Genomic DNA, 21,727 nt, shown 5'->3' with positions numbered 1-21,727 from the left:
GAACATGTCATTGCGAAACACACAATGAAAGCAAGATAGATTGCTAAAATGATGTTTGAACTTGATGAACATTGAGTGATGATTGATATGCCAATGATATCTTCATCTGGTGCCGTTAGGGACATATCTTCGATGGTGAGAAAATTAAAGCCGGGATATGAAATAGAGATGAAGACCTTCAAGAAAGATCGGGGCATAGAGATAGTCAAGATGGATGATGGTAGCCTGAGTATAAACGAGTTTGGTTTCAGAACGGCCGAATACCATACCTCCGCTGATGATTTTGATCGGCTGTTCAAGGATATCTATCAGCGCGAATTTCCGCGCAGTCATGAGATCAGATATTCTATCAGGAGGAAGAGATGACCGATGGAATGGACGATCATCCAAGGAACAGTTTATCGCTTGAATATGAGCCTTTGCCGGAGAAACTCAGGATCAAAAGGGGCATGAGGATACTTGGCGTCGATGATTCCCCATTCAGAAGAGGCGACAGTGAGAGCAGCCTTATAGGCGTCCTGATGAGGATTGATGGCTATCTTGAAGCCATACAGAAGGATCGCGTGCATGTGGATGGAAACGATGTCAATGAGGCCATAGCCAGGCTGTTCAGGAAAACCGGATCCCTGGCGAAGGTAATAATGATGAGCGGTATATCGTTTGCAGGTTTCAATATATGTGATATAGATTCCCTCCATCGAGAACTTGGTGTGCCGGTTATATCCCTGTTTGAACCCGGAGGAAGCGTGGAGAAGATGATACGGGCCATAGAAAAACACCTCAGAGATGAGGAAAAGGTGAGGATACTGAGATCCCTGAAACCGGTGGAGATAAGAAACAATGGATACGTAATAATGGCAAACCTTTCTGGCATAGACCCGCGGAGCGCCCAGGAGATCATAGAGAGAAACACGCTGAGGGGAAAATTTCCTGAGGCAGTGAGAATAGCTGATCTTGTGGGAAGGATCTCTGTAACCTAGACCTTCTTTATCATCGATCTCTTCTTGTCGTAGTGCCTCTTAACATCATGCCCGCATATATCGCATACCTTCACGGGTACTGAGAATACCTTCTTGCATCCTGTGCACCTGTACACCCAGGCTATCTGCTTTTCAATACGTTTTATGTTTGCGTTTACAAATTTCAGGTTCAGGTATGATGCTACGTTCTGTATTGAATAATCGTCCGTCACTATGGTACCGCCATACTGCAAAGCCAGGGCAAGAACATCCTTGTCGGTCTGGCTCAGATTCATCAGATCTCCGGTTTTAGCTGCGGTATCTTCCACCACCTTCAGATATTCCTGGCCAGGGCTGACAACCCTGATCATGGGAAGCAGCGCATCGATCATGTAGCGCAGTTTGCCTCTCTTGATCTCGCTGATCACTGATGACGGAAATATGAGGTCTCCATCCAGCAGATTGAGGTTCCTGGAGATTATGGCGGATGTGTCTATAACATATATCATTCATCAACCTATCAATAATGAATATAAAACGTTTGACAATGATGCTAAACAAGCCGGACTTTTTCAAGAAACCGCTCCCATATTCCGCGTTCGAGTAAATTAATTAAGCGTGTCATAATTACAATTCGGATGGACATAGACATAAATCAGATGGAAGAAAAATGGATCAAATACTGGGATGAGAATGATATCTACAGGTTCGAACCTGATAAACGGAGCAGGGTATTCGCGATTGACACCCCACCACCTACAGTATCTGGAAAGATGCATATGGGGCATTCATTTTCATATCCACATATAGATTTCATAGCAAGATACAAGCGCATGCGCGGCTATCATGTGTTCTTTCCATGGGGCTTCGACGACAATGGCCTTCCGACTGAGAGGTATGTTGAGAAGGAAACCGGCGTGAAACCCAATGAAAATAATGTTGAGGAGTTCATAAGACTTTGCAAGGATCTGAGCGAGGCCAGCGAAAAATCGCTACTTGAAGGGTGGAAGCGCATAGGAATGAGCTGTTACTTCAAGGATTATTACGTCACCAGCTCGCCTGAATCCATAAGGATATCGCAATCCATGTTTCTCGATCTTGTGAAGAAGGGGAGGGTTTACAGGGATCTGGCTCCATCCATAAGGTGTCCCACATGTAAGACCTCCATCTCGCAGATCGAGATGAAGGATCAGGAGATGCATACAAAGCTCGTATACATCAACTTCAGCGTGGAAGGTAAAACTCTTACCATAGCCACAACCAGGCCTGAGATGCTTGGATCATGCGTGGCCGTATTCGTTAATCCGCAGGATGCGAGATACAGCCAGCTCATAGGCAGGGAGGCAACCGTTCCGATCTTTGACAGGCGAGTAAAGATCATGGCCGACGATACGGTTGATATGAACTTCGGCACGGGCGCAGAGATGGTGTGCACCTTCGGCGACCAGAACGACCTTGATCTCTGGAAGAAATACAACCTGCCGCTCCGCATGAGCATAGACAAGGACGGTAGAATGACGGATGAGGCAGGCCCGCTGAAGGGCATGACCATAGGCGATGCAAGAAAGAAGATCGTGGAACTGCTCAAGGAACAGGGCTATGTGGTCAAGGAGGAGAGCATAAAGCATTCCGTGAACACGCATGAGAGATGCGGAACTCCCATTGAAATATTCATAGAGAAGCAGTGGTTCATAAAGTATCTAGATATGAAGGATGCATTCATCGATAACGGGCGCAGGATAGAGTGGATACCGGATTACATGCGCGTCAGGTATGAGAACTGGGTCAATGGCCTCAAATGGGATTGGCTCATATCAAGGCAGAGGTATTATGGCGTACCGTTTCCGGTATGGTACTGTGCAGACTGCGGAAACACCATATACGCCGATGAAAAGGATCTCCCGGTGGATCCACGCATACAGAAACCAAGCAAAAAATGCGATAAATGTGGTTCCACAAACCTCGTACCGGAACGCGATGTTATGGATACGTGGGCCACGTCATCGCTAACACCAAGGATAGCGCTTACGCACTTTGGATACTTTGACCGTTATTACCCGGAGGATCTGAGGGGACAGGGACATGATATAATCTCGTTCTGGGCTTTCACTACCATAGCCAGATCGAAGATGCACGATGATAAGATACCGTGGTACAAGATCATGATCAGCGGCAATGTCTACGACATGTATGGAGAGAAGATGAGCAAAAGCAAGGGTAACATAGTGGACATATACACCGTCATAGAAAAATATGGGGCTGATGCCCTGAGATTCTGGGCTTCAACTGTGTCGCAGGGTGACGACATAAGGATAAAGGATCAGGACTTTACCAGAGGACGGAGAACGGTCATAAAGATGTACAATGCAAAGAAGCTCATAGACATATTGAAAGGCCAGAGAACCGTGCGCGTATTCGACGACGTCAAGAACCCCGTTAACAGGTGGATACTCACCGAGGAGTCAAAGATCCTGGAAGCCCTAACAGAGTACATGGAAAATTATGAGGTTGCAAAGGCCAGGACGACGCTTGACACATTTTTCTGGAACGTGTTCTGCGACAATTATCTTGAGATGATAAAGCCCATAGTTCAGAGATCATCAGAATCTGGAAACTACGATGAGGTGGATGAAACACTTTACACCGCTTCAAAGGTCATGCTTGACGTTGCCAAGGCCTATGCACCAATAATGCCATTCATATCTGAGGAGATATATCAGACCATGGATTTCCCCGGAAGAAAGATAAGCGTTCATGTGGATTCCTGGTCGGAGGAAAAACGCCGCTACAGCGATGCAGATGAGGTATCTTACCTGGTGAGCGTGATCGACGCCGTAAGATCTGCCAAGTCAAACGCAAAGGTTTCGATCGGAACGAGGGTAAAGAAAGCCACTATCAGTGGAAAACGCCAGACATTGGAAAAATATAGGGATCTCATCGCTGCAATGCTGAGAATAGACGATGTAGAAATTTTTGATGGGGATACAGTTGGGGCCACGGTATTCCCATGAATACCACTTAGAACTGCCATATTCTTTCAATCATGAATATGGACAGTGCACGGCCTAATACCATGCATGACCCATATCGTAGATGCAAGCGAAGCGATCGCTTTCATTTTTTCATGTGAGTTTTAATTTAGTTTTTTAGCAGAAAACAAAAACATTGTATAATAGCTTCGTTATAGGACAAGGATGGAACATGGCTGATGAATTTAAGCTCAATAACAAAGAACAGCGTGCTGATGAATACAACGAGAGGGGCATTTCATATTTCAACATCAATAAGTATGATAAGGCAGTAGAGGAATTCACAAAGGCGATAGAGATAATATCGGATGATCCGGATCTTTACCACAACAGGGGCATGGCCTATTACTCCATGAAGAAATATGAAGAGGCCATAAAGGATCTTAAGAAAAGCATAGCCCTAGACGGATCTGTACCTGATTATCACAACGTGCTTGGATCTGTATATGAGGACATGGGCCTTGTGGATAAGGCGATACAGGAGTTCACGGAAGCGATAAAACTGGAAGGTGATATACCGGACTACTACTACAACAGAGGAAATGCATACTGGAAGAGAGGCGAGGTCGATAAGGCGCTTGACGATTATTCGAAGGCAGCTGATCTTGACTCAACAGATCAGATATTCGTATACAAGAAATACGAGGCCCTGATGGATCTTGGCCGGCTTGAGGATGCACTTGCAACGGTCGATAAGGCGATAAGGATAGTTCCTGCGAATTACAATTATCTGCTCATGAAGGCGGATGTACTGATAAGGATGGGCAGAAGGGAGGAGGCCTCTGCAGTCCTTGACGAGGTGGAGAAGCTCGATCCTGGAAATCAGGAAGCAGAAAGGTTGAGGAAAATGGCAATGCAGGGTGATACGGTTCGCTGATCCGTGTATTAGGCTTCAGTATTCGAAAATATATTTTTCAAAAATCTGATCTTATTCAGCGGCAGGCCGAATCATTCCTCTTTGTAGGTGTCGTTATCCTCGCCTCCAGCAAAATATAACGCCATCTGCGAATATACATCTTCAAACCCGAATGAATCCTTTGAGGATACTGGATATATTTTTGTCATTATGTTGCTCTCCTTGAACGCCTGAAGCAGGCCGATGAAGTAGTCCTTTTCCATCTGGCCCTTTTCATCCATAAAGGCCTCGTTCAGAAGATCGGGAGAGACCTCCCATTTTTTGATCTCCCTTATATCGTCATCGGAGACCAGATCAACCTTGTTGATCACAAACATCATCGGCCTGAAGAATCGTGAGAAAACCGAGGCATAGAGCATCTTCTGTGCTATGAAGCCCGATGGATAGGTTGAGAGCGGGGCATCTGCTATGTACGCCATCATGGATCTCTGCCCGGATACTTTTTCTACGATCTCCGTTGACGACGTGCGGAATGTGAACAGCTCTATCTGCCCTGGCGTATCGATTATCACATAGTAATCGTCAAGATCCTCAAGGAACTCCGATATCTTATCAGTGTAGCTCACGATCATGTCCGCAGCAACTATCTGCGATCCATTTGGACCCAGATTGTAATCTGACATGATGGAATCCAGCGATATGTATTCCCTTATATCAAAATCCGGTTCATACGGCAGATAATCTGCACCCGGATCAAGATTTATTATCGCTGAATCGAATTCCATGCGTTTGAGCCATTCGTTCAGCGAACCTGAGAATGTTGATTTACCTGTTCCAGCCGGACCTACAACGTAGAGTGCACCTAGCATATCAGTACATATCAAGGTCGGTTATTTTAACTTCCCTGGCCTCATTCTTTTCATCCTCTTCATCTTCGTCTGGAAACGTCTCCTTTATGGTCCTTGCCAGATTGTCTATCCTTGCCCTGAGGTAATCAGGTAGCCTGTAGTTTTCGGCTATCTTCAGCGTTTCGTTGAGATATTTCACCACGCTCCCCTTGTGTATGGTGAGCGTTAGGCTGTTTGATCCGCACTTCAGACAGCGGCCTGATAGGGGTATGCGCCTGTATTTTGCATTGCACTTGGTGCAGCGGAATTCCTGAGAGAAGAATCTCCTGAAATTTCCGTACATGTCTGGGAGGAAATGCGTCGATATGACCCTTGCAGCGACGTCATCAGCATCAACTGCCCGGAGCTTCTTTGCAAGGCCGAGCTGTTCGCTGATCTTCTCGTCCATCGTGCCAAGGGTCTTGTAGGAAGAAACGAGTACACCGGCATTTATGTCCGATGTTTCCATGGTATATGATGAACCCATGTACGTACCTGTCTTCTTTATCCTTACCTTCATGGTCATCATCGTCTCCTCCACCTCAGATGGTGACGCATGGCGCTCCGCTGCCTCATAGAATATGAGCGGATATCTAGAAAGCGTATCAACATTCAGAGCCTCCTTGTCTATCTCGTCTGGGTTTATGAGCACAGATAGGACAAGCGGTGCATCCATGAGGCCTCCTCTTGTGGATGGCAGGTATCTTGCCGAGAAATTGAGGAAACCGTCCATAAGCAGCATTATACTGTCCTCATCGCCATCGCAGTTTCTCCTCTTTGCGGCATGGAAGAATGGATGCGCGTAGAATGCATTAACATCGCTGAAGCCTATTATTCTGCCCACGACACCTCCTGATGTGTGAGGTGCGAGCCCAATCACGAGATGGCCTATGAGGTCTTCCTCGCTTTCCAGTGAATAGAACGGGGGCATATTGTAGTATTTCACAAGGAGATCGTCTATGAATTTTGAAACGTTGAAGAGATACTTCGCCGCCTTCCTTGGTATTATAACGTCCTGCGGGAAGAGCTCGTTCACCTCCTTCGCCTCATACCCGAGTTCCTCGATCTTCTCAGCGCTTATCCCTATCTCCCTGTATCTGAAATGCGTTATCGGTATATCCGACATGTCAAAGCGGCAGGTTCCATCCTTGTTGACAGAGATGTCGTGTATCGAGCGGAGTATGCCCTTCTCTATGGGTTCCGCCACCTTCTCCCTAGACATAAGCTTCTTGACCCCCTTGAACTCCTTTAGATCGTCCAGAGATATGCCCAGTACGTTTTCTGCCCTCCTGAGTATGGATTCCAGATCTATATTCCCCGTCCTCTCCCCCTCTGGATTGCAGTGGCTCCCGCACCTGGGGCACACCGGAGTTGGCGTTTCAAACCCGCATGATGTACATCGATAGAAGAACACCTCCGCCTTGTACATTCCTTCGCTGTTTCTGTTTGCACCTATTATTGATCTTCTTGCCTCACCGTAGCTCTCAACCGGAAAGAGTGCATGAACCATGGGCTTCATCTTCCTGTCCCCAGCCTTCTCAGGTCTGCCCAGCCTGGATCCAACCCTGGTGGGCGCCCTAGGCTTTATCTTTATGCCAGAAAGATAATTCACGGTGTCCAGAACGCTTTCCTTCCTCTCATAATTCCTCACGCTGACTATCCTCCCTCCATCGATGTCATAGCCAAGCGATACGAGAAGTGGATAATAGTCCCCTACGATCAGATCATCTCCGGATCTTCGAAACTGGATGCCAAGCCTGATCAGCACATCAGAGGCATTATACGGCATCATGGCGCCCTCATCGGTTATCCTGCATTTAAGCACGATGCTCCTGAGGAATTCAAGATCCTCAAAGGAGATGTCATGCCAGTAATAGTCGAAATCTGGGTGCAGTGGAACACCATACTTTCTGCACAGTTCCACAGCCGAAAACTGATCCACCTTCGTTCCCCTCAGATCCTCAGGCAGATACTGATTCCACCATTCCACGGTGAAAGATGGCGTCGGAAGCGGATAATTATTCTCCAGAAAATCGCCATATGCTATCAGTATTTCACCAGCGTCAGTTATCTCGACCACGTCATCGTAAAGTTCCCTTGCAGTTTCCATATCGTTTATCCTTACGTGATCCCCATTCTTTAGGAGTACAGTGGGACCATCAATGGTATCGCATGGAGTCACGGCAGCAGCCTTTCCCGGTAGCTCAACCTTTATCTGCGACCCAATGGCTATGAACTTTCCCATTATGTACATCGTGGCCGGATTCAGAGATGCAGCCGCAAGGCCTGATACCCGGCTCCTGCCATATCTCAACCTGAAACCTCCAGGTCTCGATGGATGTGAAAATACGGGCCTGCCAGCAACTATATCCTTTAGGAATTTGTCTGATTTCTTTGCCGACTTACCCTCGGTCTTTCCTCCAAGATTGGCGAGAAAGTTCCAGTCATCAAGGTGCATGGAACTTGTGTACTTCAGTATCTTTCTTGCCTTCTGCACAAGACCTTCACACAGGACCAGACACATGCCACCGCGTATCCTGTTTGTCTTGATCCTGTCCATGTCCCTGTGCCCGGATACCTCTTCCTCCTCACTGCCCTCGCCGTCTATGCATATTGGGGAATTCCTGACGACCAGCTTTATCTCGTCCGGCGTGGGCAGATACTGAAGATGCTTCACACGGTCATAGCTCTCTATTTCCTCTATGTATCGCTCAACTTCGTCGTCGGTGGGCTGGAACCTCGAGATGCCAAGCTCCCTTCTGACAACGTCGCCTATGAGAACACTCAGCGCCTGAGCGGTTCCACCAGCGCCACGTATTGGCCCAGCATATGATATGCCCACATATTCGCTTCCATCGTAGTTCTTCCCTATGTAGACATCTGCTATGCCTTCGAGCGGAGCGACAAGTATACCCTCTGTCAGAATGGCCAGGCCTACCCTTATGGCCTTGTCTAGGGCCTCCTTGCGGTTATCCCTAAACATGGCTGCTATTCTCCTGGACATCTCAAGGGAAACTTCCTCTCTGGACATTTTGCTGCTGAGGTCCCTTATCTCCTGGGCTATGCCCTTTATGCCTATAAGCGCCTCTATCCTCTCCGCCATATCCGAGGCAAGAGGTATTTCCACGTGATCAGAAACGTCAAGCCCCTTTGACCTAGCCTCCTGTGCAATGTCATAGGCCTGCTTAACCTTTTCCGATATGTATTTCCTGTAACCTTCAAGATCAAAAATCTTTGAGGGCATGATCAACTTACAGTAAAGCGAACCGGAGTTAATAAAAATAGCCGGTCGGATCAAAGCACATATTTTTTATGGGATTTTCCTGAACATGCAAGGATCTCAGATACACATACCGCACCTGCGATCCACTTTCATCATATCGATCGTGCATCTGCCACATGTGGCGAGTTATTGCATTCACGCTTAATTAATCCGGAACAGTTATAATGCCCGCAAGCAATGTTCATGCATGGCTGATCTGTCCGAATTGCTGATGGTGGAGCACTCCGCTATACGTTTGCTCGCAAAGGTATCCTATGGAAAGGATTCGCTGGATATCTTTGAGGATTTCAACGATTATCTCGTGAAGGATCATGTTGAGGTTGAGGAGAGAATTCTCTTTCCAGCCATAATGGATTTTGAATGGGAAGACAGGAATGAGTTCGAAAAAACCGTAAACAGGATAAAGGCCGACCACAAGCTAATAGAAGCGCTGGCAAATAACCTCATAAAGTGGAAGAGATCCGGAGACGAAGATCTTTTCAAACTCAGGCTGCCTCTCTTTTATAAGACTCTAACGGAACACAATCTCTCTGAAGAAGATCAGATATTCCCAAGGTGGAAAAGGATCGATGATGAGGTGAGGAACAGTACCCTTTGTGAGGCGCTGAATTTGATTGAAGAAACAGGAATTGAAAGGTATTCTCGGAATACAGGAATTTCAAAGGAATTCATTGCTTACATAGATCCGAAGAATTCGGCAGGAAAACCTCAGAACTTTGGGCCACATGAATAAGAACGAACGACACTCATGTTATCAGGGCACTAACACCATCTATTTATGCCATCAAGCGTTAGCAAATTATGCCAAGATATGAAGTTTCGGAGGATCTTTCCGAAAAGATAAAGGATCTGAGCAGAGCCAGGCAGTCCCTGATAGAGGAGATTGAAGCCATGATGTTCTATGACGAGCGTGCAGATGCCACGAAGGATGCAGATCTCAAGCACATAATGGAGCACAACAGGGATGATGAGAAGGAGCATGCCGTGCTGCTGCTGGAATGGATCAGGAGGCACGATCCTGCCCTGGACAGGGAACTGCACGAGATACTCTACTCCAACAAGCCCATAAAGGAGCTTGGAGACTGAGCGGGATCTTAATCTGATCTGGAGATCATTTCATAGATCTCCAATTTCCTCTTTTTCGACGTCTGATATGTATTTTGTGGGGCATATCTTTATATCGCAGTTGTTGCAAAGGATCTGATCGACGTCTGTGCTGACCCTCACTTCAAGGGATTTCACGCCATCTATCTTTCTTATCTGGCCTATTATCTTATCCGGTATAGGCCTGTAAAATATGATCCTTATGAAACTCTCCTCCTGGCTTATGTTCCTGGAAAAGATCTCTCTTATGTAGCATCCGTATTTTGATATGGCGCTGAATATCTCCCTGAAAACATATGGAAAATGCCCGAGGCTGGTATAAGCCGTTATTATCTGGTTTCCGGTGAGCAGCGCCACATCTGCTATATCGGCCATGGGTTTTATTGATGACATCACCTTCTTCAGCGGTTCGCTGGATTCAACAAGCTTTATTGTTTCGTAAACTGTCTTGCGGTTGACGTCAAATGCGTTTGCTATTTCGCTTACAGATATCTCCACATCGTTAGTGAAAAATCTTCCGTCTCTGATGGAGATTCCGGATCTGTAGAGGCCGTCTATTATCCTCAGCTTAATTGGATGTTCCTTGAAATATTCGTCGAGGATAAGCAGCATATGCGTGTACATTTTGATTATGTATAAATAGGTATCCAAATCTGACCAGCGTAAAAACTTCCGTAATATTCTGTTCCGCTGACAATAGTTGTTCATGCATCCGGATGATCCTATGAAGTCCGACTATCCATCTATCAGAAATGACTAGAGGAAAAATCGTTATACCTCTTCTATGTATATGATAGAGTATCTGATTAAGATCGATGAGGTGATCAATGAACCTGAAAATTCTCTCCACCGTTGGAGCCGTAGTGATAATATTATCTCTGATAATATTCTCCATTTCTGTGTTATCGATATCAAGAGACACAAACGTGTATAACGTAACGCTGAGCCCGCAGCAATCAGAGAATATATCAAGATATGCCGGAATTAACGATTATCTGACCTACAGGATAACATTCGTGAACGTATCCAGCGCAATAGCATCCTATATATTATCACCAAATGGTATCCATAAAGCACAGCATCAGAACCCCCTCAACACCACCGGCAGCCTTGTGACAGATGAGAGCGGAACCTGGTCTCTGTTAATAATGAATGCCGGAAACCGCACGGTTTATCTAACCGTTGAATACACCATAGTGCCTGAAACCGTTATATTTGCTCTGATATCTGCCTTCACCCTTCTTCCTCTGGGAATAATAATGATGATCATCAATCCCATGAAAAACCGTATAGATAAATGGAAAAGGAAGAGGAGAAATTACTGATCACGGTTTAGAAATGAAGTAAACCGTTGCGTTGTCCTCCTTTCTCTTTTCAACCTTTATTGATATTTCCATGCCAACCTCTGGCTTCTGTATGGCGTCATCGATCCATGCCAGCACATTGATGTTCTCTCTGTCCAGATGTGCTATTCCAACGGTATAATCTCCGAAGCCTGAAAACGATTTTGGTTTTGCAAATATTCTTGTGAACGTGAGCAAATGCCCATGAGTATCCAGCGGATAGAATTCCATGTCTCCGGAAAAACCGCATTCAGAACACCATGCCTGAGGCGGAAAGAACCTTGAACCACAAACAGGGCACTTTGTTCCCATTATTATGCCCTTATCAAGGCTTTCGTAAAATTTTTCTATCCTGGAAACAGGTATTCTGTATCTTATGTTGAGACTGCGCATATCCACCAGCAGTGGATTCCCGCTCTTTTCATCCTTTGCTATGTATTCCGGCATTTTCTTCACCTCATATTGAATATATGGTCACATAGGCGTAGTGACCGGTACCGCCAACATTGTGCGCCAGAAACCTGCCGTTCCTGACATCGATCTGGCGTCCATTCTCCGCCTTTCTCAGCAGCTGCTTGGATGCTTCTACCGCCATTGAAACGCCCGTTGCACCGATGGGGTGGCCCTTGGATATCAAACCTCCGTCCACGTTTACTGGAATTTTACCTCCAATGTATGTCTCATCGTTCCTTATCATGTCCAGCGCCTTTCCTCTCTCCGCAAAGCCCAGATCTTCGTATGCCATCAGTTCGGCAATTGAGAAGCAGTCATGTACGTCTGCCCCGTCCAGGTGCTTGTATGGCTTCTCCTGATCTATCTTTGCCATCCTGTACGCCTTGGCCGCAGCTTCTCTTGCCGCCTCTATGTGCAGGAAGTCGCTCCTTTTGCTCAGGTTTGCAGTACCGAGGTTCGATCCTATTCCATCTATCCAAACAGGGGTGTCGGTATACTGCTTTGCCACATCCTCAGATGCAAGCACCACTGCTGCGGATCCATCCGTAATGGGCGAAGAGTCGTAGAGCTTCAATGGAGATGCTATGTACCTGCTCTTCATCACGTCTTCCAGGCTTATTTCGTTGTTGAAATGGGCAATCGGATTCAGATGCGCATAATGGTGATTTTTCACCGAAACCAGCGCCAGATCCTCTTCTCTGCCACCATACCTGTTCAGGTAGGCTGTGGCGTAGAGCGCATAATAGCCCGGAAATGTCAGACCGAAAAACTCGTATTCCCAGAGGAAGTCACCGGCTCTGCCTATCAGCTCTATGGCTGTTTCACTTTCGACTTCACTCATCTTCTCTATGCCCACAGCTATGGCTATCTTTGAACGTCCCGATCTGATCGCATCATATGCAGATGCTATTGCAGAGCTGCCGCTGGCACATGCGGCCTCAACCCTGTGCAGCCCCGCATTCTTTATTCCGAGTACCTCACCTGCCACAACTGCAGCCAGTTCCTCAGAGCTGAATATGCCCATGTTGGATACAACCATGTAATCTATGTCCTTTTTATCTACACCGCTGGATTTGATAGCCTCAGATCCAGCTTCCCATATTAGATCGTACATTGAAGCATCTGTTCGTTTGCCGAATTTGCTGATGCCGTATCCTATGATTCCTACCCTGTTCATCCTCATCATATTTGTTGCGTATATTTATATCTGACATCCTCTCATCCTTGAAGGGGCCCATATCATAATTCAGAATGTGTGGTTGATGCAATAACGAATCAGGCATCACACCAGAGGCATCTCTAGGCGTGAATTCTGGAACGGCATTTCCTGCCTTTATCGACACAATACTGGGAACGCTTCTCCTCCTTGAATGTCGGATATTTCTTGCTCATTTTTCTGCAAGTCAGTGAGTCTGGAGAAGGAGTAAAACCGGCAGCCTAAGCGATGATGCATGCTTGTCTCCTCCAGTGGGAAAAGGCATGATATCGATGCTGATCAATTCATCAGATCCACCTTTGATCATTGTCTGCAGGCTCATAAAAATGCATTCAGAGAAGTGAAGATCTGTTCGCATCGGTCTTGATTTGATCTCCTTCGAAAACCTTATCGGTGCTTTTAAATTCGATTTTTTCATGCATATGATATGCGAATGGCAGAATTCGACGGAACAGGAAGGAATGTATCGGTTATCGGAGTGGGGACATGGTCCCTGGAGGGGTCCAGATCCGATAACATAAGATCAATACGCTATGCCATAGATCATGGTATAAACTTCATAGACACGGCGGAGATGTATGGAACAGAAGACATCGTGGGGGAGGCCATAAAGGGTTACGATAGGGAGGATCTCTTCATCGCCACGAAGGTGTGGCCGACGCATTTCTCCTATCATGATGTCATAAGATCATGTGAGGAAAGCCTGAAAAAGCTGAAGACCGATTATATAGATCTTTACCAGCTCCACTGGCCCAACCCCTCCATAAGCATAAAGGAAACTATGAGCGCAATGGAGCATCTGGTTGATGAAGGCATGATCAGGTACATAGGAATAAGCAACTTCTCAGTAAAGGAGACCGAAGAAGCCATGAAGGCCATGGCAAAATACAGAATAGTTTCGAACCAGCTGGAATACAACGTTGCCACCAGAGAGATAGAGGATGACGGCGTGTACGACCTATGCAAAAAGAACGGCATGGCCATAATAGCATACAGCCCACTATCGCATGGAAAGATCTTCGATAATGAAGTAATATTAGATAAGCTGAAGGCCATCGGCAGGAAATACAACAGGAGCCCAGCACAGGTTGCCTTAAACTGGATCATAAGCAAAGGGGCATTTCCCATACCAAAGGCAAGCAGTATCGATCATATGGCTGAAAATGTTGCGTCAGCAGACTTCACCCTATCAGATGAAGACATGCGGAGTCTGGATTCGATCTATAGAGATCATCCCATAAGATCCATAGCGAGAAGATACAAGAATCGCTGATAGCCGATCGATTCAGAGATCAGTTATGACATTGCATGCATGCAGGATCCGGAAGCGTGCGAAATTTCGAACTTCGTAGATAAAAATTTTAATACTGTATTGCATTAACTTGTCGTACCAGTTTCAAGACTGGTAGATTGGAATGGAAGAACTGCTAAACGTTGAGGCAAAACCCCCGGGGCGTACGCCCACAATAAAAGCGTATGCACTTGGGAATGAGCTCCATTTGAACAACCTTTTTTTGAAGTTCGAAGGAGCAAACGCAACAGGGACTCAGAAAGATCGCATCTCTGAGGCGCATGTTATAAATGCTATGAGAGGAGGATACAATGGAATAGCCGTAGGCACATGCGGTAACTATGGTGCGTCCATTGCCTATTTTGCTCACAGATATGGCGTAAAATCCTACATCGGTATTCCGAAATCCTATTCTCATGACAGAACGGACTTCATGGAGGCTGAACATGCGGAGATCATCTACTATGATGGAAAGTATGAGGAGACAGTTGACTACGTCAGGGATTTCTCAAGGGACAATGGACTATATGATGCTAGCCCTGGATCTGCAAATTCTGCCATAGATAAGATGATGTACGCCACAATAGCCTTCGAGATCTATGAGGCGCTGCTCAGAGTTCCCTCATATGTAATAGTTCCTGTTGGGAATGGTACCACACTGGCCGGCATTTACCATGGCTTCAGGAGGATGTACGAGGAGGGAGTGATCGATCATCTGCCGAGGATGGTTGGCGTAAGCACATCAGGAGGGAATCCGATAGTCGATTCATGGAGGCACGGATACAGCAGGGTCATCGATCTGAACCCAGATGAAATAAGGGAGACGGCCGTAAATGAACCACTCGTTTCCTACAGATCCTTCGATGGGCAGGACGCCCTGAATGCCATAAGGGAGACGCATGGAAGGGCCATGTACGTTAGCGACGAAGAGATGATCTACTACTCCAACCTGATCTACAGGGTGGAGGGTTTGAATCCGCTGCCAGCATCAGCTTCAGCTGTCGCAGCGATAAACCATATCAGGATCAAGTCTGATGAAACTGTTGTCTCTGTAATAACGGGGAGGCAGATATAATGGAAAACGCAACAATTTTATCTGAAGGTGTTTTTGGAACAACATACGGAAAGACAGCAAATGGTCTGGTGAGATACAGCAAGCGCTACAAGATACTATCGGTGATAGACTCCAGGCTGGCCGGTCAGGATGCCGGCAATGTGCTGATGCACAGGTATGCAGGGATACCCATAATCTCTGGCGTTGAGGAGGGCCTAAGGGGCGGTGCAGAGACCCTGATAGTGGGTATCGCATCAGATGGTGGAGTTCTTCCGGACAGCTACCGCCCATACATAAAGACTGCTATAAACCATGGTATGAACATTGTCAGCGGCCTTCATGACTTCATAAGCGATGATCCTGAATTTTCAAAGCTGGCCAAACGCACCGGATCAAAGATCACGGACGTCAGAAAACTGTTCAAGGAGAGGAGATACTTCTTCACTGGAAACATAGAGAAGGTCAAGGCAAAGAAGATAGCTGTGCTTGGAACGGACAGCGCAATTGGAAAACGCACGACGGCCATATACCTGAACCGCGCTATGAAGGCCATAGGCAAGAAGAGCGTCATGATCGGTACTGGACAGACCTCATGGATGCAGGGATTCAAGTACACAGTTGTCATAGATGCCATAGTTAACGACTTCGTAGCTGGTGCACTTGAATCTGTAACCTACGAGGCATGGGATGCCGAAAGGCCAGATTACATGTTCATAGAGGGGCAGGGATCGGTTCTGCATCCAGCCTATCCTGGAAGCTTCGAGATCATAGGCGCTACCAGGCCGGACGCGATCATACTACAGCATGCGCCCATGAGGAAGTATTTCGACGGTTTTCCTGGCTATGAGATCCCGCCGCTGGAGAAGTTCATAAATATACTTGAGCTTCTTTCCAACAAGCGCGTGATAGCCATAGCTCTCAACACCGAAAATATGGATGAATCGATGATAAAGGAGGAGAAGTCAAGGCTTCAGGCAAAATTCGGTATACCTGTCTTTGACCCGCTCCAGAGGCTATCTTCGGTGACTAGAGAGATAGACAGCTATAACATCTGAACATTTTTTTAAATTTTTGGTGATATTTTGAGCGTCAGTATTGAAGGTTCAATGAGTTATTATGAGAGAGTCAGGCATTTTGATTCCATCGAGGTAAGCCTGCAATCCGTGACCAACAGGCGGATAAAGGCAAGGATATCGGCAGACGATCTTTCCTTCGATCTATACTTTGATTACGATGAGGATGTTCCTCTGGACGAACGATTGGCCGGGATGATTGCATCTCTTCCTGTGGTCAACTACGCGTATTTCACCAGGGAGATAAGGCTTAATTTTCCGGTATCAGAGAGTTTTCTGAGGCAACTGAAAGAATTCGTCAGGATTAACAATATAGAAACGTTCGTTAACAGCATAGTCAGGAGAAGATATGAATTCTTCAGGAAGGAATACCTGCCGCGCGACGATGAGATAACGCCGGAAAACGCAGCGGGAAATACGGTTGTGAAAGCAGAGACGGTCTATACCGATGGGTTCCGTTTCACAGGCGACAGGAGGAAGGTCGCAGTAATGTCATCTGGCGGCAAGGAGAGCCTCACCACTTTCGGCATGCTCAATGAGATTGGATCGGATGTATTTCCGATATTCTTCAACGAATCGGGTGGCCACTGGAAGACAGCAAAGGTGGCCTACGATCACATGAGGGAAAGATACGGAAACGTGCATAAAGTATGGTCTAACGTGGATCGCTTCTATTCATTCATGAACAGAAACATGAAGATGCTCGATCAGAATGCTATAAGGAAGACGGCCGACAGCTATCCTATACAGATGTTCATATTTCCTGTATATGTGTTCTCTACACTTCCATACATCCTGAAATACGGGATAGGAAACATAGCGCTTGGAGACGAATTCGATGACCCAATATATCAGGAAAACTACAGAGGGATAAAACATTACTATGGCGTCTATGACCAGACCAATGAATTCAACGATGCGGTATCCGATCTTCTCAGAGAGAACGGCATTCCAGTGAGAGTGTTTTCGGCTGTATATCCGATATTCGGCACGCTGGTAGAAAAGATACTTGTGAAGAGATACCCCGATCTGCTCAGGATACAGCGGTCATGCCATCTCTGCCATTATGAAGGTAAGGAAATCGTTCCATGCGGTAGGTGCACCAAATGCCTTGGTGTTCTTCTGTTCATACTCAATGCGGGTGGAGATCCAGTGGTAGCTGGCTATAAGGAGGATTCTGTCAAGAACCTCCAGAAGAATCTCGCTGAGGCCAATATGCGCCTGGATCCAGTTGAACTTGAATATCTAAAAGCCTCCGTATTCGATGGAAAAAAGGAAGAAAGCCATGTGGAAGGCATTCACATAGTTCCTGGAGAGGCGGATCCATTCTCAAAGGTACCTGAAGAATTCAGAGATGGCATAATGAATATAATAGAGCAGTACTCAAATGGCGTTTACAGGATAGAGAGTGGAGAGTGGAGGAGAATTTCCTGACCCCTCAGAAATAGGCATCCTCTATCTCTGGAATTTTTTCCGGTTCCGCTTCGCTGTATTCATCCAGAGGATTCCTGTTTAGCTGTATGAAGTTCATGCCCCAGTTGTACTTTGAGAGTATGGCGAATGCATCGTCTTTATGCCCGATGATGTAAAGCGCTGCAGCAACTGCCTCGATCGAAGAAAGCCTTTCCAGCTTGCCGTAGTTGACAGGATTGGCGGCAAGCAACTTAGGGAGCCTCCTTGCATTCAAGAACTGCATATGGCGGAACGTTTCTTCCCTGTTCCATGATCCCTCTATAACGCATATACCATGCCTTTCGGCAGCAGGCCGATCCATCTTCGATATCCGCACATCTGTGAATGGGGTGAGCACAAGCTTGTATCCAGTGTTTCCATAGGATATCCGCCTTGCAAGGCCAAACCTTTCAAGCTTTCTCATGGTAGATTTTTTTGGATCATCCTGTTTCAGATAGATGAAATATATGGGGATCATATGGAGATGAGTTCCAGAGAGTTTTCGTCTGCGTACTTCTTTATCATATCCCTCACAGCGCCCCTTGTACCCTTCCTGTCCATTATGAATCCTTTGCAACCTGGAGTTTTCTTGACGGCCATATCTATCTCCCAGGGCTCAAGTGCGTCATGATCATGCTTTGAGATTATGTGTCCGATATTCACGCTGTTTTCCCTGAAATACTGCTTTATCTTTGGAGCGTAATGCCCACCGCCAACGCCTACAAAGTTATCGTATTTGCGAATGTCCGGATTCATCACGGAATCCACGGTGACCCTCAGCGCATCCGGATCGTTCCACTCATTCTCTGTCGTACCAATTTCAACATAATAGTTTGGAATGTCGAACAGGGGCCCGTGATGGGTCGCTTCGAATGTGACCTCGAACTTATCGCCAGAATACAGCTCCATCATCCTTCGAAGGGTTCCGGACATGACAACGGGGCACGAGATGTTTATGGTTCTTGGTTTGCCACCAAGATCTGCGGTCGGCCCGAAGTTTCCCGTGGGATGAGCCGTCAGCGACCTTATATTGGCGGCAGAGGAATGCCTGGATAAAACCACGGCATAATCATATCTTCCTGACAGCGACATATCATGGAATATGTGCCTGTCCTCTATTATCAGCAGGTCAAAATCACCGTGGTTCATAACCCCATTTTTTTCTGTGAAGGTGTATTTTTCAGTGAGATAATTGAGCATGCTGAGGCTGGCCGGATCTGATCTGGAAGATATTATAAGATGCATTGTGAAGCACATTTTTGTCTGCTATAAATATATTATCAGCTTTTTTTGAATGACCGCGCTAATTTCAGTCTGAAAAATTAAAATTTATCTTCCATCGATTTAAATGATTTTCTTATTTCTTTCCATATTAAATGTTTTGTGAGCTACTCCTAAGCTAAAGCATCAGAGCTTCCTGATTCATTGACGCTTGGCTAATGCCCTCATGGATCAGGCATCCCGCCAGAGGTATCTCCACAGGTGTGTATTCGGATCTCATCGATCCTACTCAGTTATCATTCACTTGGTTATCGTGGATGATACGGAAGAATGTGGGAAGACAATTTATGAATATTTCCGTTGAGGGGAGTCCGTGTATCTCCTGTCCGAAGGAGGAGAATTACTGCTTTCCCTAAACCCATAACTTCTCTTTAAAAAAATGAATGTAGCGCTGCACATCTATGATCAGCTTGCCTTCTTCAATATTGCAGATTTCAGCTTTTCTATGGAGGATGGATTCTCGAGCCCTGTCCTGTCTCCGACTATATCTCCATGCACATATACCTCCCTTAGGAATCGTCTCAGTATCTTTCCGCTGGGCGTCTTGGGCATTTCGTCCACAAGTATGATGCTTGACGGCCTGGCAAACCTGCCTATACCTTCTTCGATCTTTCTTGCAACCTCCTCCTCTATCCCGTCTATCCTTGCATTGTTCTTTGGCATAATAAATACAACAGGAACAAGGCCTTTTATTTCATCAGGTACCCCTATCACAGCACATTCTGCAACCGAATCTATCTCTGCAACGACGCTCTCCATCTCCATCGTGCTTAGACGATGCCCTGCAACGTTTATTACGTCATCGTTTCTTCCAAGCACCCAGAAGTGCCCATCTGAATCCTTCAGCGCCACATCGTATGTGTAATATACACCAGGTATCTTTCCATAATACTCCTTCAAGAACCTGTCATGCTCGTTCCACAGATCCCTTATCATCATTGGTATCGGTCTCCTTATGACCAAATTTCCTGGAACTCCTATCAATGGATTACCCCTGTCATCAACAACATCAACCTGTGAACCAAGGAACTCTATGCCGCTGGATCCAGGCTTCATACCGGTGGCGAATGCAGAACCTGCAAGCGGAGTTCCTGCAGTTTCCGTCTGCCCCCAGGTATTGTTTATGTATGCAGATGGGAAGTGATCATGCATCCAGCTCCAGGCCTCTGGATTCAAAGGTTCCCCAACAAGTCCTATCACATTGACTGAGGAAACGTCATACCTTCTCTATGGATCCCCATATCTCATAAGCATCCTTATGAGCGTTGGCGCTGTGAAAACCTTTGTCACCCTGTATTTCTCTATTATCCTGTAAAATGTATCAACAGACGGATAATCCATTGCACCTTCATAGAACAGCGTTGTGGAACCATTTGATAGAGCGCCGACTATGCCCCAGATATGCATAGTGAGCCATCCTATATCGGCTGTGCACCACAATATGTCTGAAGCTTTCAGATCCAGATGGTGCCTGGCATACACGTAGTTGTTAACCAGAAAGCCTGCACCCGACAGGACAACTCCCTTTGGCTTTCCTGTCGTTCCTGAGGTGTAGAATACAATACTTGGATCATTGGCTTCAACGTATTCGCTCACGTTTTCATCTGGTGCAGATTGCAGGGCCTCATTGAAATCGATATCCCTGTCTTTCATCGTAATTTCGTTTCCAGCGTTCCTTACAACAAGCACCTTTTCTACAGTCACCGATCTTATCTGATCCACCTTATTCTTAAGTTCAACTAATTTTCCTCTCCTGTAGGTGCCATCCGCGGTTATCAGGATCTTTGGTCCGAAATGTGAAACTCTGTTCTCCAGCGCCTGGGCTGAAAACCCTGAAAATATGGTATTGAAAACAGCACCGATTCTGTAGCAGGCAAGTACGCTGAACAGGGTTTCGGGAATATTTGGCAGAAAAATTGAGACCCTGTCTCCTCGCCTCACTCCCAATGAATGCAGCGCACTCGCCAGTCTATCCACAATGGATTGCAGCATGCCGTAGGTATAGGCAGAGCTCTTTCCAGTCTCGCTTTCGAATATCAGTGCGAGCCGGTTATAGCCGTCATTAAGATTTCTGTCTATCAAATTCTCTGCAACGTTCATGTAGCCACCGGTGAAGAATTTGAAATCTGGCAAAGACCCCTCCATCACGGAATTCCACCTCTTCTTCCATCTCAGTTCGGACGCGATCTGATCCCAGAACCTGTCTGGATTGCTCTTTGAAAATTCAAGCAATTTCATGAAGTCTCTGCTTTTATTCTCATCCACCATCTTTATTTCTTCACTTTTTATGATAAAATCCGGTACGTCATAAGACGTGGCAATAGATAACATGATACTCATGTTATTTAAATGTTTTCAAAATCTTATATTTACATTTTACCATAGGATTTACGATTGGAGCGATATTGATCGTTGCTCTGTCTCTCCTGGCTTTTTCAGTAGCCGG

19 protein-coding genes and 1 pseudogene are annotated in these 21,727 nt (G+C 46.2%); 11 read left to right on the top strand and 9 right to left on the bottom strand.

Annotated features, from left to right (window positions below):
• Positions 1–78 precede the first annotated feature (78 nt).
• Both DMB44_RS00185 and DMB44_RS00180 read left to right on the top strand, forming a co-directional pair.
• Positions 79–366: a hypothetical protein gene (locus tag DMB44_RS00185; protein ID WP_237265183.1), complete on the top strand. Its 288-nt coding sequence runs from the start codon at positions 79–81 to the stop codon at positions 364–366.
• The gene (locus tag DMB44_RS00180) at positions 363–980 is read left to right on the top strand and encodes a DUF99 family protein (RefSeq protein ID WP_110640051.1); all 618 of its coding nucleotides are present in this window, start codon (positions 363–365) and stop codon (positions 978–980) included. The genes DMB44_RS00185 and DMB44_RS00180 overlap by 4 nt, the downstream gene beginning before the upstream one ends.
• Here the strand turns inward: DMB44_RS00180 and DMB44_RS00175 are convergent.
• Complete coding sequence (locus DMB44_RS00175) at positions 977–1,468, bottom strand: type II toxin-antitoxin system VapC family toxin (RefSeq protein ID WP_110640050.1); 492 nt, start codon at positions 1,466–1,468, stop codon at positions 977–979. The two genes, DMB44_RS00180 and DMB44_RS00175, sit on opposite strands and share 4 nt — an antisense overlap.
• Before the next feature lie 129 nt (positions 1,469–1,597).
• On the opposite strand from DMB44_RS00175, the gene DMB44_RS00170 reads away from it, so the two are divergent.
• Entirely contained in the window at positions 1,598–3,970 is a 2,373-nt protein-coding gene (locus DMB44_RS00170) for a valine--tRNA ligase (RefSeq protein WP_110640049.1), read from the top strand.
• A 190-nt stretch (positions 3,971–4,160) separates the two neighbouring features.
• A complete protein-coding gene (locus tag DMB44_RS00165; RefSeq protein ID WP_110640048.1) occupies positions 4,161–4,865 on the top strand; it encodes a tetratricopeptide repeat protein in 705 nt (234 codons plus the stop codon).
• 71 nt (positions 4,866–4,936) lie between these two features.
• On the opposite strand, the gene DMB44_RS00160 is transcribed toward DMB44_RS00165, so the two are convergent.
• Both DMB44_RS00160 and DMB44_RS00155 read right to left on the bottom strand, forming a co-directional pair.
• Positions 4,937–5,713: an ATP/GTP-binding protein gene (locus tag DMB44_RS00160; RefSeq protein ID WP_110640047.1), complete on the bottom strand. Its 777-nt coding sequence runs from the start codon at positions 5,711–5,713 to the stop codon at positions 4,937–4,939.
• A 1-nt stretch (position 5,714) separates the two neighbouring features.
• On the bottom strand, positions 5,715–8,975 hold the full coding sequence (locus DMB44_RS00155) for a DNA polymerase II large subunit (RefSeq protein ID WP_110640046.1): 3,261 nt from the start codon (positions 8,973–8,975) through the stop codon (positions 5,715–5,717).
• Positions 8,976–9,201: 226 nt separating this feature from the next.
• Between DMB44_RS00155 and DMB44_RS00150 the strand changes: the two genes are divergently transcribed.
• Both DMB44_RS00150 and DMB44_RS00145 read left to right on the top strand, forming a co-directional pair.
• Entirely contained in the window at positions 9,202–9,747 is a 546-nt protein-coding gene (locus tag DMB44_RS00150; RefSeq protein ID WP_110640045.1) for a hemerythrin domain-containing protein, read from the top strand.
• A gap of 68 nt (positions 9,748–9,815) precedes the next feature.
• Positions 9,816–10,100, top strand: a complete 285-nt coding sequence (locus DMB44_RS00145) for a ferritin family protein (RefSeq protein WP_110640044.1) — start codon at positions 9,816–9,818, stop codon at positions 10,098–10,100.
• Between the two features lie 30 nt (positions 10,101–10,130).
• On the opposite strand, the gene DMB44_RS00140 is transcribed toward DMB44_RS00145, so the two are convergent.
• A complete protein-coding gene (locus DMB44_RS00140; RefSeq protein WP_110640068.1) occupies positions 10,131–10,730 on the bottom strand; it encodes a regulator in 600 nt (199 codons plus the stop codon).
• 215 nt (positions 10,731–10,945) lie between these two features.
• On the opposite strand from DMB44_RS00140, the gene DMB44_RS00135 reads away from it, so the two are divergent.
• Positions 10,946–11,443 (top strand): hypothetical protein, encoded by a 498-nt coding sequence (locus DMB44_RS00135; RefSeq protein ID WP_110640043.1) that lies wholly within the window; start codon positions 10,946–10,948, stop codon positions 11,441–11,443.
• Here the strand turns inward: DMB44_RS00135 and DMB44_RS00130 are convergent, their stop codons facing one another.
• The gene (locus tag DMB44_RS00130) at positions 11,444–11,908 is read right to left on the bottom strand and encodes a Zn-ribbon domain-containing OB-fold protein (protein WP_237265182.1); all 465 of its coding nucleotides are present in this window, start codon (positions 11,906–11,908) and stop codon (positions 11,444–11,446) included.
• Positions 11,909–11,918: 10 nt separating this feature from the next.
• On the bottom strand, positions 11,919–13,091 hold the full coding sequence (locus DMB44_RS00125; RefSeq protein WP_110640067.1) for a thiolase domain-containing protein: 1,173 nt from the start codon (positions 13,089–13,091) through the stop codon (positions 11,919–11,921).
• A gap of 472 nt (positions 13,092–13,563) precedes the next feature.
• Between DMB44_RS00125 and DMB44_RS00120 the strand changes: the two genes are divergently transcribed.
• The 4 genes from DMB44_RS00120 (at position 13,564) to DMB44_RS00105 (ending at position 17,982) form a co-directional block, all read left to right on the top strand.
• Positions 13,564–14,403, top strand: coding sequence for an aldo/keto reductase (locus tag DMB44_RS00120; RefSeq protein ID WP_237265181.1), 840 nt, complete (start codon positions 13,564–13,566; stop codon positions 14,401–14,403).
• Between the two features lie 142 nt (positions 14,404–14,545).
• On the top strand, positions 14,546–15,496 hold the full coding sequence (locus DMB44_RS00115; protein ID WP_110640040.1) for a pyridoxal-phosphate dependent enzyme: 951 nt from the start codon (positions 14,546–14,548) through the stop codon (positions 15,494–15,496).
• Positions 15,496–16,530: a DUF1611 domain-containing protein gene (locus DMB44_RS00110; RefSeq protein ID WP_110640039.1), complete on the top strand. Its 1,035-nt coding sequence runs from the start codon at positions 15,496–15,498 to the stop codon at positions 16,528–16,530. The genes DMB44_RS00115 and DMB44_RS00110 overlap by 1 nt, the downstream gene beginning before the upstream one ends.
• A 27-nt stretch (positions 16,531–16,557) precedes the next feature.
• Positions 16,558–17,982: a metal-binding protein gene (locus DMB44_RS00105; protein ID WP_110640038.1), complete on the top strand. Its 1,425-nt coding sequence runs from the start codon at positions 16,558–16,560 to the stop codon at positions 17,980–17,982.
• A 4-nt stretch (positions 17,983–17,986) separates the two neighbouring features.
• Here DMB44_RS00105 and DMB44_RS00100 read toward each other — a convergent pair whose 3' ends face one another.
• From DMB44_RS00100 to DMB44_RS09450, 3 genes and pseudogenes are all read right to left on the bottom strand, one after another.
• On the bottom strand, positions 17,987–18,478 hold the full coding sequence (locus tag DMB44_RS00100; RefSeq protein ID WP_110640037.1) for a DUF367 family protein: 492 nt from the start codon (positions 18,476–18,478) through the stop codon (positions 17,987–17,989).
• Complete coding sequence (locus DMB44_RS00095) at positions 18,475–19,245, bottom strand: D-aminoacyl-tRNA deacylase (protein ID WP_110640036.1); 771 nt, start codon at positions 19,243–19,245, stop codon at positions 18,475–18,477. Before DMB44_RS00095 ends, DMB44_RS00100 begins: the two co-directional genes overlap by 4 nt.
• Before the next feature lie 441 nt (positions 19,246–19,686).
• Positions 19,687–21,519, bottom strand: a pseudogene (locus DMB44_RS09450) (acetate--CoA ligase).
• Positions 21,520–21,727 lie beyond the last annotated feature (208 nt).

This window comes from Thermoplasma sp. Kam2015 (assembly GCF_003205235.1).
GTDB lineage: Archaea > Thermoplasmatota > Thermoplasmata > Thermoplasmatales > Thermoplasmataceae > Thermoplasma.
This window is presented reverse-complemented; position numbering and strand designations above follow the sequence as displayed.